Annotated in this window: 11 protein-coding genes; 4 read left to right on the plus strand and 7 right to left on the minus strand. The window is 55.9% G+C overall.

Annotated features, from left to right (window positions below; translation table 11 throughout):
* Window positions 1-10 precede the first annotated feature (10 nt).
* From hofC to nadC, 4 genes are all read right to left on the minus strand, one after another.
* Window positions 11-1,210, minus strand: coding sequence for a protein transport protein HofC (gene hofC, locus AC6I8E_RS03260; RefSeq protein WP_013356779.1), 1,200 nt, complete (start codon window positions 1,208-1,210; stop codon window positions 11-13).
* Complete coding sequence (gspE, locus tag AC6I8E_RS03265; protein ID WP_013356780.1) at window positions 1,203-2,588, minus strand: type II secretion system protein GspE; 1,386 nt, start codon at window positions 2,586-2,588, stop codon at window positions 1,203-1,205. The genes hofC and gspE overlap by 8 nt, the downstream gene beginning before the upstream one ends.
* Window positions 2,575-3,030: a prepilin peptidase-dependent pilin gene (gene ppdD, locus AC6I8E_RS03270; protein ID WP_497824422.1), complete on the minus strand. Its 456-nt coding sequence runs from the start codon at window positions 3,028-3,030 to the stop codon at window positions 2,575-2,577. Before ppdD ends, gspE begins: the two co-directional genes overlap by 14 nt.
* Window positions 3,031-3,205: 175 nt before the next feature.
* The gene (gene nadC, locus AC6I8E_RS03275; RefSeq protein WP_497824685.1) at window positions 3,206-4,102 is read right to left on the minus strand and encodes a carboxylating nicotinate-nucleotide diphosphorylase; all 897 of its coding nucleotides are present in this window, start codon (window positions 4,100-4,102) and stop codon (window positions 3,206-3,208) included.
* A gap of 197 nt (window positions 4,103-4,299) precedes the next feature.
* Between nadC and ampD the strand changes: the two genes are divergently transcribed.
* Window positions 4,300-4,851 carry a 1,6-anhydro-N-acetylmuramyl-L-alanine amidase AmpD gene (ampD, locus tag AC6I8E_RS03280; protein WP_013356783.1) on the plus strand — a complete coding sequence of 184 codons (552 nt, stop codon included), beginning with the start codon at window positions 4,300-4,302 and terminating at the stop codon, window positions 4,849-4,851.
* A gap of 16 nt (window positions 4,852-4,867) precedes the next feature.
* On the plus strand, window positions 4,868-5,722 hold the full coding sequence (gene ampE, locus AC6I8E_RS03285) for a beta-lactamase regulator AmpE (RefSeq protein ID WP_497824423.1): 855 nt from the start codon (window positions 4,868-4,870) through the stop codon (window positions 5,720-5,722).
* On the opposite strand, the gene AC6I8E_RS03290 is transcribed toward ampE, so the two are convergent.
* From AC6I8E_RS03290 to aroP, 3 genes are all read right to left on the minus strand, one after another.
* Window positions 5,704-6,663 (minus strand): glycoside hydrolase family 43 protein, encoded by a 960-nt coding sequence (locus AC6I8E_RS03290; protein WP_013356785.1) that lies wholly within the window; start codon window positions 6,661-6,663, stop codon window positions 5,704-5,706. The two genes, ampE and AC6I8E_RS03290, sit on opposite strands and share 19 nt — an antisense overlap.
* A complete protein-coding gene (locus AC6I8E_RS03295; RefSeq protein ID WP_033781877.1) occupies window positions 6,660-8,072 on the minus strand; it encodes a glycoside-pentoside-hexuronide (GPH):cation symporter in 1,413 nt (470 codons plus the stop codon). The genes AC6I8E_RS03290 and AC6I8E_RS03295 overlap by 4 nt, the downstream gene beginning before the upstream one ends.
* A gap of 198 nt (window positions 8,073-8,270) precedes the next feature.
* Window positions 8,271-9,626 (minus strand): aromatic amino acid transporter AroP, encoded by a 1,356-nt coding sequence (gene aroP / locus AC6I8E_RS03300; protein WP_497824424.1) that lies wholly within the window; start codon window positions 9,624-9,626, stop codon window positions 8,271-8,273.
* Between the two features lie 516 nt (window positions 9,627-10,142).
* Here aroP and pdhR point away from each other — a divergent pair.
* Together pdhR and aceE are read left to right on the plus strand one after the other, a co-directional pair.
* Entirely contained in the window at window positions 10,143-10,907 is a 765-nt protein-coding gene (gene pdhR / locus AC6I8E_RS03305) for a pyruvate dehydrogenase complex transcriptional repressor PdhR (protein ID WP_033781878.1), read from the plus strand.
* A 101-nt stretch (window positions 10,908-11,008) separates the two neighbouring features.
* Complete coding sequence (aceE, locus tag AC6I8E_RS03310) at window positions 11,009-13,675, plus strand: pyruvate dehydrogenase (acetyl-transferring), homodimeric type (RefSeq protein WP_013356789.1); 2,667 nt, start codon at window positions 11,009-11,011, stop codon at window positions 13,673-13,675.
* Window positions 13,676-13,688: the final 13 nt, after the last annotated feature.

Below are 13,688 nucleotides of genomic sequence, written 5' to 3' on the forward strand. Positions count from 1 at the left end.
TTGCGCCCCCTTAATGCATCGCATCACCCAGCCCGAACACCGGCAGATACATCGCAATCACCAGCGTGCCGACAATCCCGCCAATTACCACCATCATAATTGGTTCCAGTGACGCCGCCAGTGTGTCAGCGCGCTCTCGCGTTTCTGCCTCGTGCCATTCCGCCAGGCGGGCCAGCATCAAATCCAGTGCGCCCGCCTCTTCACCCACCCGAATCAACTGACCACATAAGGGCGTGAATAGCGGATGCTGCATCAGCGCCTGATGCAGAGGACTCCCCTGCGCAATATGCTGCTGCAGTCCGGCCATCGCTTCCCGCCAGAGTAATGAAGAGAGCGTGACTTCCACGGCGGCCAGCCCCTGTAACAGGGTTAACCCGGCGCGCTGCGTGAGATTCAGGATGGTATAGATCTGCGTCAGCTGCGTGCCACGCCACAACCCGGAAAGCAGCGGGATGCGCAGGAAAAGCGTCTGTTCACGACGTTGCCAGCCTGGAGAGCGTCGTCGCAGCTGATGCCATCCAGCCAGCATCAGCGAAATACCAAAGGCCAGCACACCGCCCCATTCCTGAAGCGCGGCAGATAACTGCATAACCGCGGCTGTAAACGCGGGCAGGGGCGCGTCAAAGGAGTCATACACCGCAACGAATTCTGGCAGCACGAACAGCAGCATGCCGCAGGTGACCGCTATCGCCACCAGCAGAATGAACAGCGGATAGCGTAACGCCTTTGCCACCTGATGCCATAACTGATGCTGGCGGATCTGCTGCTGAGCCAGCTCACTGCAGCAGACATCCAGCTGCCCCGTCAGTTCGCCCACTTCCATCAGAGCCGGGTAGAGCGGCGGAAAAATCTGCGGCCATTCACGCAAAGCCTGTGAAAAAGGGGCACCGCTGAGTACCCGATGATGCAGGGCGAGCATCAGAGCCCGCCAGCCTGCATGCGGATGCCCCTCAGCCAGCAAAGCCAGACTCTCAGCCAGTGGCAGGCCCGCTTTGAGCAGGGTAGCCAGCTGAAGAATCAGATCGGTTTTGTGCTGCCACGTCCACTCCCTCTGACGCCAGATTTTTTCCCGCTTCCAGCTCACCGGCAGAAGATCGCGCTGTGCCAGCATCTGCAGCAGGTTGTCAGTGTCGACAGCCAGTAGCTGACCACTGAGTAACTGCCCCTGGCTATCGACTGCCTGCCAGCTGAATAAAGCTGCGTTAGCCATCGTCCAGCCCAATCACCCGTTGCATCTCTTCCAGCGAGGTATCGCCCCGGCTTACCGCTTCCAGGCCGGAAACCAGTAAAGTGCGCAATCCCTGCTGTTTGGCTAGACTGAGCAGATTCTCCAGCGGCATCTCGGCTGCAATCGCATTCTGCAGCCTGGCATTGATCGGCAGCAGCTCAAACAGCGCCAGCCGGCCAAAATAGCCGGAGAAGCAGTGGTCACAGCCGGGGGCCCGCCAGGTCTGCAGAGTGCCGGGCCAGAGTTCCGCAGGATAGTGCGCCACCGCCTCAGCGGGCTGACGGCAATGGGGGCAGAGGCGTCGGACCAGACGCTGTGCAACGATCAGTTTCAGCGCTGACCCCAGCAGATAACCGGGAATCCCCATCTGCCGCAGCCGGGTTAGCGTTTCGGCGGTGGAGTTGGTGTGCAGCGTCGATAGCACCAGATGCCCGGTCTGCGCCGCTTTCACCGCAATCTCCGCTGTTTCGGCATCGCGGATCTCGCCCACCATGATCACATCCGGATCCTGCCTCAGCAGCGCCCGCAGCACACGGTTAAAATCGAGACCGTTTTTGGTGTGAATCTGCGTCTGGTTAATGCCGGGCAGTGGGATCTCAATAGGATCTTCAACGCTGCACAGATTTTTTTCCGGTTTATTCAGGGCACTGAGTCCGCTATAAAGCGTAAACGTCTTGCCACTGCCGGTGGGGCCGGTGACCAGGATCAGTCCCTGTGGCTGGGCCAGTGCGGCACAGAACAGACGCAACTGGGCAGCGGGTAAGCCGAGCTTATCCAGAGACAGCGCCGCGCTTTCACTCTGCAACAGCCGGACCACTGCTTTCTCGCCGCCATAGATGGGCAAGGTCGCCAGGCGGAAAGAGGCGGGTTTACCGGCAATCTCCATGCTGAACTGACCATCCTGCGGTAAGCGGCGTTCGGCGATATCCAGCCCGCCAAGGATCTTCAGTCGTGCCAGCAACGCCGCAGGCTGAGTGGAAGGCAGTGAAGAGAGCGGATGCAGTACGCCATCAATGCGCAGTCGCACACGCAGACCCTCGCGGCAGGGTTCGATATGCACATCGGAGGCTCGTCGCTCCAGTGCCTGACGCAGGATAAGCTGTGTCGCTTCAATTGCTGACTCGGTAGGTGTCTCTTCGCGCGCTACCAGCGGTTTATCAGCGTGCTGGAGCTGGTCAAGCCGGGCCTGTGGCCAGCATTCGATCTCAATCTGACACTGGCTGGCAAAGTTGAGCGCTTCAGCCAGTCCGGGCGGCACGCTCTCCGCGACGGCAACGCGCAGCAGACTGGCATCATGATGCAAAACCAGAGCACGATAGCGCTGGCATAATGCCGCAATCGTCTCATCAGGCTTGCTCATCGCTGGCTCCTTTATCCGCAAAGCGGAATTGTTCCCGGCAGCTGTCCTGCAGGCTGGTGTTACTGCTGGTGCAGCTGCGTTGCCAGCTGATGCCGCCCTCTGTGCTGTCCCAGATCGGCAGCATTTCAACGCTCAGACCATTCAGACTCTCCTGGCCAGTCAGCGTAATTACCCCGTTGGTCACGCTCAGTGTTGAGACATAGCGCGATCCTCTGGCTGCCGGAATGCCTGCTTCTCCGGCCTGACATTGTGTGGGGCCACCGCGCTCCATGGCGCAAAGCTCTACCGCGGTTTTATAGGGCACCATCGTTTGCAGCATGTCGGTGAGGGCCGCACGCTGCAGATAGTTTTGATAAGCGGGCAGGCCAATGGCACTTAAGATCGCCACAATACCCACCACAATCATCAGTTCAACCAGCGTAAATCCACGTTGATAATTCATCACATCGTCTCCTGAGTTAAGAAGGCGACAGGGTAAAAATTGGGGGCAGTGAAAGACAGTCAGAGATCGGCGAACTGGAAAGCGTAATGTGAAGAGATTTCAGAATTGCAGCGCAGTCGAAACTGCGCCGGAAGCGGGGTCGCAAAATCGCCGTGTCAGGTTACGGCGGGACAGGCTATTTTTGTTTAAAACGCATTGAGAGATCCAGCGCCCGCACATGCTTGGTCAGCGCGCCAACCGAGACATAGTCCACACCGGTCAGGACGATCTGTGGCAGGGTGGTTTCGGTCACGTTGCCGGAGACCTCCAGCAGCGTCCGCCCCTGGTTGAGTTCGACGGCTTCACGCATCTCTTCCAGACTGAAGTTGTCCAGCATCACAATGTCGGCTTCCGCTTCCAGCGCCTGACGTAACTCTTCTAAGGATTCCACCTCTACCTCAACCGGCACATCGGGCTGCAGCCACTTCGCGCGTTCGACTGCCTGAGCAATCGATCCGCTGGCAATAATATGGTTTTCTTTGATCAGATAGGCGTCAGAGAGGCCGAGGCGATGATTGCTGCCTCCGCCGCACAGCACGGCATATTTCAGCGCAGTCCGCAGTCCTGGCAGAGTTTTGCGCGTATCCAGCAGTTGCGTCTGGCTTCCCGCCAGCAGCGCAACATAGCGGCTGACTTCAGTGGCAACGCCCGAGAGCGTCTGTACAAAATTAAGCGCCGTGCGCTCGGCGGTCAGCAGCAGGCGGGCAGGCCCCTCAATTTCAAACAGCAACTGATCTGCTTCGATTCGATCACCATCTTCAACATGCCAGTTCAGAGTCACATGCGAGCCAAGCTGAATGAACACCTCTTCAACCCAGCGTTTACCACAGAAAACACCGGCTTCACGGGTGATGACCTGCGCATGGGCCTGCGTTTCAGCAGGTAACAGCTGCGCGGTAATGTCGCGATCAGCGTCGATTTCACCACCGAGATCCTCTTTTAACGCCAGCGCAACGGCATCCGGGATGTCACTTTCAATGCGTTTAATCAGGGCCTGACGGCGGCTGTCGGGATCATAACCACGGGATGACATAGGCATTTTACTCCAGAAACAGGAAGGACAGAGGCGGTCACAATAGCCTGAACCGGCATCAGGTTCCAGCAACGGATAACATTTTGTTTAGTATCCTTAACAAAGGGCAATTTAATGTCACCGGACCGACACACTAAGAGGCAAGAATCCTTTATTATTCATGCTATTCTCAGCCTGGCGATATAAGGAAAAGCGGTATGAAAATCAAACAGGGCTGGCTGACCGGTGTGCGTCACGTGCCGTCAACGCATTGTAATGAACGCCCTGACAATGAGGCGCCTTCACTGCTGGTGATCCACAATATCAGCCTGCCACCCGGTGAATTTGGCGGACCCTGGATCGACAGACTGTTTACCGGCACATTACCGCCGGATGCTCATCCCTATTTTGCGGATATTGCCGCCCTGAAAGTGGCAGCACACTGCCTGATTCGTCGTGACGGGGAGATTGTGCAGTATGTCCCCTTTGACAAACGCGCCTGGCATGCAGGCATTTCGCAGTTTGAAGGACGTGAAAACTGCAACGACTTCTCCATCGGTATTGAGCTGGAAGGAACTGACAGCGAGCCGTATAGCGAGGCGCAATATCGGGCCTTGCAGCAGGTCACGCAGTTACTGCTGCAACACTATCCGGTAACGCCTTCACGTATCACGGGGCACAGCGACATCGCGCCGGTACGCAAAACCGATCCCGGACCTGCTTTTGACTGGGACTACTACAAACAGCTGTTAACGCAGCAAAAATCGTGATTTTTGCGGAGTCAGTATGACGTTGTTTACCTTGTTGTTGGTTTTAGGCTGGGAGCGCCTGTTCAAACTGGGCGAGCACTGGCAGCTCGAACACCGGCTGGAGCCGATTTTTCGCCATCGCCGCCATTACTCCATGATGCGAACCCTGCTGATGACCGTACTGGCGATGGCGCTGACCGCGCTGGTGGTCTGGAGTCTGAAAGGATTGCTGTTTGGCGTGCTGCAGTTGCTGTTCTGGATCGTTGCCGGACTGCTCTGCATCGGTGCCGGCTCAGTACGTCAGCACTACCATAGCTACCTGAAAGCGGCCAGCCATGACGACGACGCGGCACATCAGGCGATGGCGGCTGAGCTGACGCTAATCCATGGTGTGCCGGTGGAGTGCAGCGAACGTGAGTTCCTGCGCGAGCTGCAGAATGCGCTGATCTGGATAAACTTCCGTTTCTATCTCGCCCCGATGTTCTGGCTGGTGGTGGGTGGGCCGTGGGGACCTGTGCTGCTGGTGGGTTACGCGTTTCTGCGTGCCTGGCAGGGCTGGCTGGCAAAGCACGGTACACCGATGGCGCGTGCACAATCGGGCGTGGATGCGATTCTGCATCTGCTCGACTGGATCCCGGTGCGGCTGGCGGGTGTCGCTTACGCGCTGCTGGGCCACGGCGAAAAAGCGCTGCCCGCCTGGTTTGCCTCGCTGACCGATCGTCACCGTTCTCAGTATCACGTGCTGACGACGCTGGCGCAGTTCTCACTGTCGCGCGATGCGCACACCGATAAAGTTGAAACGCCACGGGTGGCCGTGGCGTTAGCAAAACGGACTTCGCTGGTGCTGGTTGTTGCCGTCGCGTTGCTGACGATTTACGGCACGCTGGTGTAATCAGCAGGTGGCACGCCGAAATCGGGCGTGCCATCTTCCCGCCAGCTGAAATATTTCAGTCGGGTATGGCGGTTCGGATCCCAGAGCGGATCGCCCTCAATTTCAGTGTAATTACGCGCGTGGTAAACCAGCACGTCGCGTCCTGCCTCATCCTGAGTAAAGCTATTGTGACCCGGCCCGTACTGGTGGTTGTCCCAGCTGGACACAAACACTGGTCGCGCTGATTTCTGCCAGGCTGCGGCATCAAGCGGGTTGGCATCTGCGGCAATCGACAGGAGCCCCAGACAGTAATTCTCATCGGTGGCGCTGGCGGAGTAGGTCACAAACAGCCGATCGCCGTGACGGATGACCGCCGGACCTTCATTAACGCTGAACCCTGCACACTCCCACTCATATTCCGGCCGGCTTAGCATCACCGGCGTGCCTTTCAGCGTCCAGGGATTCAGCAGCTCAGCCAGGTAGAGGTTAGAGTTGCCGGGAATCAGGGGATCTTTCTGCGCCCAGAGATACCAGTTTTTGCCCTGATGCACGAAGTGGGTAGCATCCAGTGAGAAGCTGTCAAACTGACTGAAGACGCGGCGGCAGGGCTGCCATTCGCCCTGCAACGGATCTGCCGCCTCACACATCAGCGCATACATCCGGTGCTGAAACAGTCCTTCTTTGATCTCCCGCGTCGGGGCTGCTGCGAAATAGATGACCCATTGACCGTCAATGTAGTGCAGCTCAGGTGCCCAGATTAATTCGCTGCAGGAACCACTCGCGGGCTTGCGCCAGACCACAACCGGTTCGGCGTTGCGCAGGCCAGCCAGCGTGGTAGCGCGCCGGATCTCCAGCCGGTCATACTCCGGTACCGAGGCCACAAAATAGTAGTGCTGTTCATGGCGCAGGATAAAGGGATCGGCGCGCTGCTCAATAAAAGGATTCGGCAGGATTGCGGTCATTTAACATCTCCGGTTGGCGTGACAACACCGTTACGCAGGCGAACAGTGTGTAACTCATGAAAGTTTTCGCGGCGCAGCGCAAGATCCTGCTGGATGGTAATCATCATTTTGCGGTCAACTTTCATCAGCCGCACCACACCTGCAGTAATCAGATAGCCAACACCCGGAATAACGGTGAACAGCAGCATGATGCCGTTAATCGCTTCCGGTGACTGCTGTTTAGCGCCAGCATTGTAGCCGTAGATCGACAGCAGAAAGCCGACCATCGCACCGGCGACCGCCAGCCCCACCTTAAGGAAGAACAGGTTGCCGGAAAAGCTGATACCGGTAATGCGTTTGCCGGTTTTCCATTCGCCATAGTCATCCACATCGGCCATCAGTGACCAGTGCAGCGGAGAGGGGATCTGATGCAGAATATTCAGCACAAAATAGGCGACCACAACCATCACGGTAGCGTGGGGATCGATCCAGTAGAAGGCGCTGGAGAAGAGAGCCAGTACGATATTGGTCCAGAAGAAGACTTTGAGTTTGCACCAGCGATCGGTGAGCAGTTTTGCCAGCGTGCTGCCGAACATCATGCCAATCACCCCCAGGCTGATAAACAGCGTGGCAAAGTGCGTTGACTGGCCCATGACCCAGGTCACGTAATACATGGTGGCCGCCATGCGGATAAAGCCAGGACAGACGTTGCAGAAGGTCAGCAGCAGAATGCGCACCCACTGGTCATTCTTCCAGACGTCACGCAGATCTTTCTTCAGGTCATCATTGCTCGGCACGGCCGGGCGAATACGTTCCCGTACCGTGGCAAAGCAGAACAGAAACATCGCCAGACCAATGGTGGCCAGTACCGCCATCGCCATCTGATAGCCACGTGCTTTGTCTTCACCGCCAAACCACTCCGCCATCGGCAGCAGCGACAGCGACAGTATCAGCGTGGCGATGCCGACCATGACAAAACGGTATGACTGACAGGAGACACGCTCACCGGGATCGTTGGTAATCACGCCGCCCAGCGAACAGTAAGGAATGTTAATCGCGGTGTAGGTCAGCGACATCAGGAAGTAGGTGACGAAGGCCCAGATCACCTTATTGTGATAAGTCCAGTCTGGCGTGGTGAACATGAGAACGCTGAAGACCACATAGGGCACGGAAACCCACAGCAGCCAGGGACGAAAACGGCCCCAGCGACTCTGGGTGCGATCGGCGATGGCACCCATAATCGGGTCGGTGACCGCATCCAGCACCCGGACCGAAAGCAGCAGGGTCCCGACCAGCGCCGGAGCCAGCCCGAAAACATCGGTATAGAAGTAGTTCAGGAACAGCATGATGGCACCGCCAATCATGTTGCATCCGGCATCGCCCATGCCATAACCCAGTTTTTCCCGAAACGAGAGGGCTGCACCTTTCATGGTTTTCTCCTGCGCATCCAGTGTGAACAGGAATTATTGTCATCAAATCAGCGAGATGAACGGGAGTAATTCGTCATGAAGATGGACAAAACAGGTGCGGGAAGAGAAGTGTGAACTGGATCGGGGCTGAAGAGGGGCAGGGGAACGCGTGTGACGTACTGCAACCTCCCACAGGAGGTTGCAGTACGCGGTAAGGCATCAGGCCTTTTGCGTCTGGTTCTTGATAAAGTAACCAATACCCAGAATGACCAGCCAGACGGGGATCAGCCAGACAGAGATCGCCATGCCCGGCGTGGTCGCCATCAGCACCAGAATCGCCGCCAGGAAGACCAGGCAAATCCAGTTACCCGCCGGATAGAGCAGCGCTTTGAAGCGGGTGGTGACGCCCTGCTGATCTTTCTTACGACGGAACTTGAGGTGCGCCAGGCTGATCATCGCCCAGTTAATCACCAGCGTGGAAACGACCAACGACATCAGCAGGCCAAATGCTTCACCCGGCATCAGGTAGTTGATCAGCACGCACAGCGCAGTGGCGACAGCCGAGACCAGAATCGTTAAGACCGGCACACCGCGACGATCGACTTTCAGCAGCGCTTTCGGCGCATTGCCCTGCTGTGCCAGACCAAACAGCATGCGGCTGTTGCAGTAAACGCAGCTGTTATAGACCGACAGGGCCGCCGTCAGGATCACCACGTTCAGCGCATTCGCTACCATGGCATCGCCCAGCTCGTGGAAAATAAAGACGAACGGGCTGACTTCTGACGTGACACGGCTCCACGGCATCAGAGACAGCAGCACCGCCAGTGAACCAATGTAGAAAATCAGGATACGCCACAGCACCTGGTTAGTTGCTTTTGGAATGCTCACTTCCGGGTTGTCAGCCTCTGCAGCGGTGATACCCACCAGCTCCAGTCCGCCGAACGAGAACATGATAATTGCCATGACCGCGACCAGACCGCCGATGCCGTGCGGGAAAAAGCCGCCCTGTTCCCACAGGTTGCGCACGGTCGCCTGCGGACCCGCGTGACCGCTGAACAGCAGCCAGCCACCAAACAGGATCATGCCGATGACCGCGACCACTTTAATAATGGCGAACCAGAACTCCATCTCACCAAACACTTTCACGTTGGTCAGGTTGATGGCGTTGATCATCACGAAGAAGATGGCGGCTGAGGCCCAGGTCGGAAAGTCTGGCCACCAGAACTGGATATATTTACCGACGGCGGTAAGTTCCGCCATGGCAACCAGTACGTAAAGGACCCAGTAGTTCCAGCCCGAGGCGAAGCCGGCAAAGTTGCCCCAGTATTTATACGCGAAGTGGCTGAAGCTGCCGGCGACCGGCTCTTCCACCACCATTTCACCCAGCTGACGCATGATTAAAAAGGCAATAAAACCGGCAATCGCATAGCCCAGAATAACGGCCGGTCCGGCGGATTCAATGACCGATGCACTGCCCAGAAACAGCCCGGTTCCCACTGCACCACCCAGCGCGATGAGCTGAATATGGCGGTTCTTAAGACCACGTTTCAGCGCTTCGCCTTGCTGTTGTTCCATACAAACCTCGTGATGTTTTTATTCTTCGTTCGCAGCGCAGTCCGCTGTAATGAAGTAGTTACAATAACGTATTGATTATTTTACGGTATCTGGCCTGCTGAATGCTGCCATCTGCTACCCTGGCGACAAGAATAGTGATAAGCGAATCGCTTTGCACCTGCTTTCGCCTTTCGTGCTGAGAGTTGACTGAAAAAACGCCGTCCCGGTCACGTCTGTCCCCCGCAAACTTCTGCCATGAAATGCCGTTAATGACGAATAGCTTTCACTTATGGTTACCGCTGCGCTCAGGCCCTGAGCGGGTGTAAGGTTTGGTAAAAGTGCATTTATTTAACATTTACAGGAACGGGGATTTTTCATTTTTTTAACCGCGAGTTAGCGTCAGCACAGGCTTGCGGGGGAGGTGAATGTCGCAGACACCATATAGACACAAGGTGAATACTTTGTTACTTTACCGGCACCTCTTTGCAATTGGTATTACCAATTTACTCCGGACGATTGGCTTAATAAGAAGGGATGATGGCTTACAGTAAGATTCGCCAACCCAAGCTCTCCGACGCTATCGAGCAACAGCTCGAATCCCTGATTATGGAAGGGACACTGCGTCCGGGAGAGAAGCTGCTCCCTGAGCGCGAACTCGCTAAACAATTCGATGTCTCACGTCCATCTCTCCGCGAAGCGATCCAGCGCTTAGAAGCCAAAGGATTATTGCTGCGCCGACAGGGTGGCGGAACATTCGTACAGGAGCATCTCTGGCAAAGCATGAGCGATCCACTCGTTGAGCTTCTCGCCGACCATCCGGAATCACAGTTTGATCTGCTGGAAACGCGTCATGCCTTAGAAGGCATCGCGGCCTATTACGCAGCTCTGCGCGGCACGGAAGAAGACCTGCTGCGCATTCGCGACTGCCATGTGCATATCCAGCAGGCGCAGGACAGCGGCGACTTAGACGCCGAAGCGGACGCAGTGATGCAGTATCAGATCGCTGTCACAGAAGCGGCCCATAATGTTGTGCTTTTACATTTGCTACGCTCAATGGGCCCTATGCTGGAACAAAACGTTCGTCAGAATTTCGAATTGCTCTACTCGCGCCGGGAAATGCTGGCAAAAGTGAGCGGTCACCGCGCCAGAATCTTTGAGGCGATTGTGGCTCGTGAGCCAGAAAAAGCGCGCGAGGCTTCACACCGTCACCTGGCGTTCATAGAGGAAATCTTGCTGGACAGAAGTCGGGAGCAGAGCCGTCGAGAACGCTCCCTGCGTCGTTTACAGCAACGTAAGGAATAACGTGCGACAAAGATCGTACGGACATCAGACGAGGCTGCCTGCATCTGCTTTAACAGGCTCCCGATTATTCAACGTATTAGACACAGATAAGGAACACACCCATGTCAGAACGTTTACACAATGACGTGGATCCGATTGAAACTCGTGACTGGCTACAGGCGATCGAATCGGTCATCCGTGAAGAAGGTGTTGAACGTGCACAGTATCTGATTGATCAGGTACTGGGTGCAGCCCGCAAAGGCGGCGTAAAAGTGGCTGCAGGTTCGTCTGCAATCAGCAACTACATCAACTCTATTGCCGTTGAAGATGAACCCGATTATCCGGGCAACACCTCTCTTGAACGTCGTATCCGTTCCGCAATCCGCTGGAACGCCATCATGTCGGTGCTGCGCGCGTCGAAGAAAGATCTGGAACTCGGTGGTCACATGTCCTCCTTCCAGTCTTCTGCGACGATTTATGAAGTGTGCTTCAACCACTTCTTCCGCGCCCGCAGTGACAAGGATGGCGGCGATCTGGTCTATTTCCAGGGCCACATCTCTCCAGGCATCTATGCCCGTGCGTTCCTTGAAGGTCGCCTGACTGAAGATCAGATGAACAACTTCCGTCAGGAAGTTGACGGTAAAGGCCTCTCTTCTTATCCGCACCCGAAATTAATGCCGGAATTCTGGCAGTTCCCGACCGTATCAATGGGTCTGGGTCCATTGTCAGCGATCTATCAGGCGAAGTTCCTGAAGTATCTGGAACACCGTGGCCTGAAAGACACCTCTGCTCAGACCGTTTATGCCTTCCTGGGTGACGGCGAGATGGATGAGCCGGAATCTAAAGGTGCGATCACCATCGCCACCCGTGAAAAACTGGATAACCTGGTCTTCATCATCAACTGCAACCTGCAGCGTCTGGATGGTCCGGTAACCGGTAATGGCAAGATCATCAACGAGCTGGAAGGCATCTTTGCCGGTGCTGGCTGGGAAGTGATTAAGGTCATCTGGGGCGGACGCTGGGATGAGCTGCTGCGCAAAGATACCAGCGGCAAGCTGATTCAGCTGATGAACGAAACCGTTGACGGTGACTACCAGACCTTCAAATCCCGTGATGGTGCCTATGTGCGTGAGCACTTCTTCGGCAAGTATCCGGAAACCGCGGCGCTGGTTAAAGATATGTCCGATGATGAAATCTGGGCATTGAACCGTGGCGGCCACGATCCGAAGAAAATCTATGCGGCACTGAAAAAAGCGCAGGACACTAAAGGCAAGCCAGTACTGATCCTGGCGCATACCATCAAAGGTTATGGTATGGGCGACACCGCGGAAGGCAAAAACATTGCCCACCAGGTGAAGAAGATGAACATGGATGGCGTACGCTATATCCGTGATCGCTTCAACGTGCCGGTTGCTGACGATAAAATCGAAGAACTGCCGTACGTCACCTTCGAGAAAGGCTCAGAAGAGCATGCTTATCTGCACGGTCAGCGCGAGAAATTAGGCGGCTACCTGCCAACGCGTCAGCCGAAGTTCACTGAGAAGCTGGAAATGCCAGCACTCGAAGAGTTCAGTGCGCTGCTGGATGAGCAGAACAAAGAGATCTCGACCACCATCGCCTTTGTGCGTGCCCTGAACGTGATGCTGAAGAACAAGTCGATCAAAGATCGTCTGGTTCCGATCCTCGCCGATGAAGCGCGTACCTTTGGTATGGAAGGTCTGTTCCGTCAGATTGGTATCTACAGCCCGAACGGTCAGCAGTACACCCCGCAGGACCGCGAGCAGGTTGCTTACTATAAAGAAGACGAGAAAGGCCAGATTCTGCAGGAAGGGATCAACGAGCTGGGCGCAGGTTCATCCTGGCTGGCTGCGGCGACCTCTTACAGCACCAACAACCTGCCGATGATTCCGTTCTACATCTATTACTCCATGTTCGGCTTCCAGCGTATCGGCGATCTGATGTGGCTGGCGGGCGACCAGCAGGCACGCGGCTTCCTGGTCGGCGGCACCTCGGGTCGTACGACGCTGAACGGCGAAGGTCTGCAGCATGAAGATGGTCACAGCCACATTCAGTCGCTGACTATCCCGAACTGTATCTCTTACGATCCTTCATACGCTTATGAAGTGGCTGTCATCATGCATGACGGTCTGGTGCGTATGTATGGCGAAGCGCAGGAGAACGTTTACTACTACATCACCACGCTGAACGAAAACTACCATATGCCAGCCATGCCGCAGGGCGTGGAAGAAGGTATCCGTAAGGGTATCTACAAGCTGGAAACGGTAGAAGGCAGCAAAGGTAAAGTGCAGCTGCTGGGCTCAGGTTCTATCCTGCGTCACGTGCGTGAAGCCGCGCAGATCCTGGCGAAAGATTACGGTATCGGCTCTGATGTCTACAGCGTGACCTCGTTCACCGAGCTGGCGCGTGATGGCCAGGATTGTGAGCGCTGGAACATGCTGCATCCGACTGAAGAAGCGCGTGTACCTTACATCGCTCAGGTGATGAACGACGCACCTGCTGTTGCTTCAACCGACTATATGAAACTGTTTGCTGAACAGGTTCGTAGCTATGTCCCGGCCAGCGATTATCGCGTACTGGGTACTGATGGCTTTGGTCGCTCTGACAGCCGTGAGAATCTGCGTCATCACTTCGAAGTTGATGCATCTTATGTGGTGGTTGCCGCGCTGGGTGAGCTGGCTAAACGCGGCGAGATCGAGAAGAAAGTGGTGGCCGATGCGATCACCAAATTCAATATCGATGCCGATAAAGTTAACCCGCGTCTGGCTTAAGAGGTAATAGAGT

This window comes from Pantoea sp. X-Soil-YNGN-785 (genome assembly GCF_059730585.1).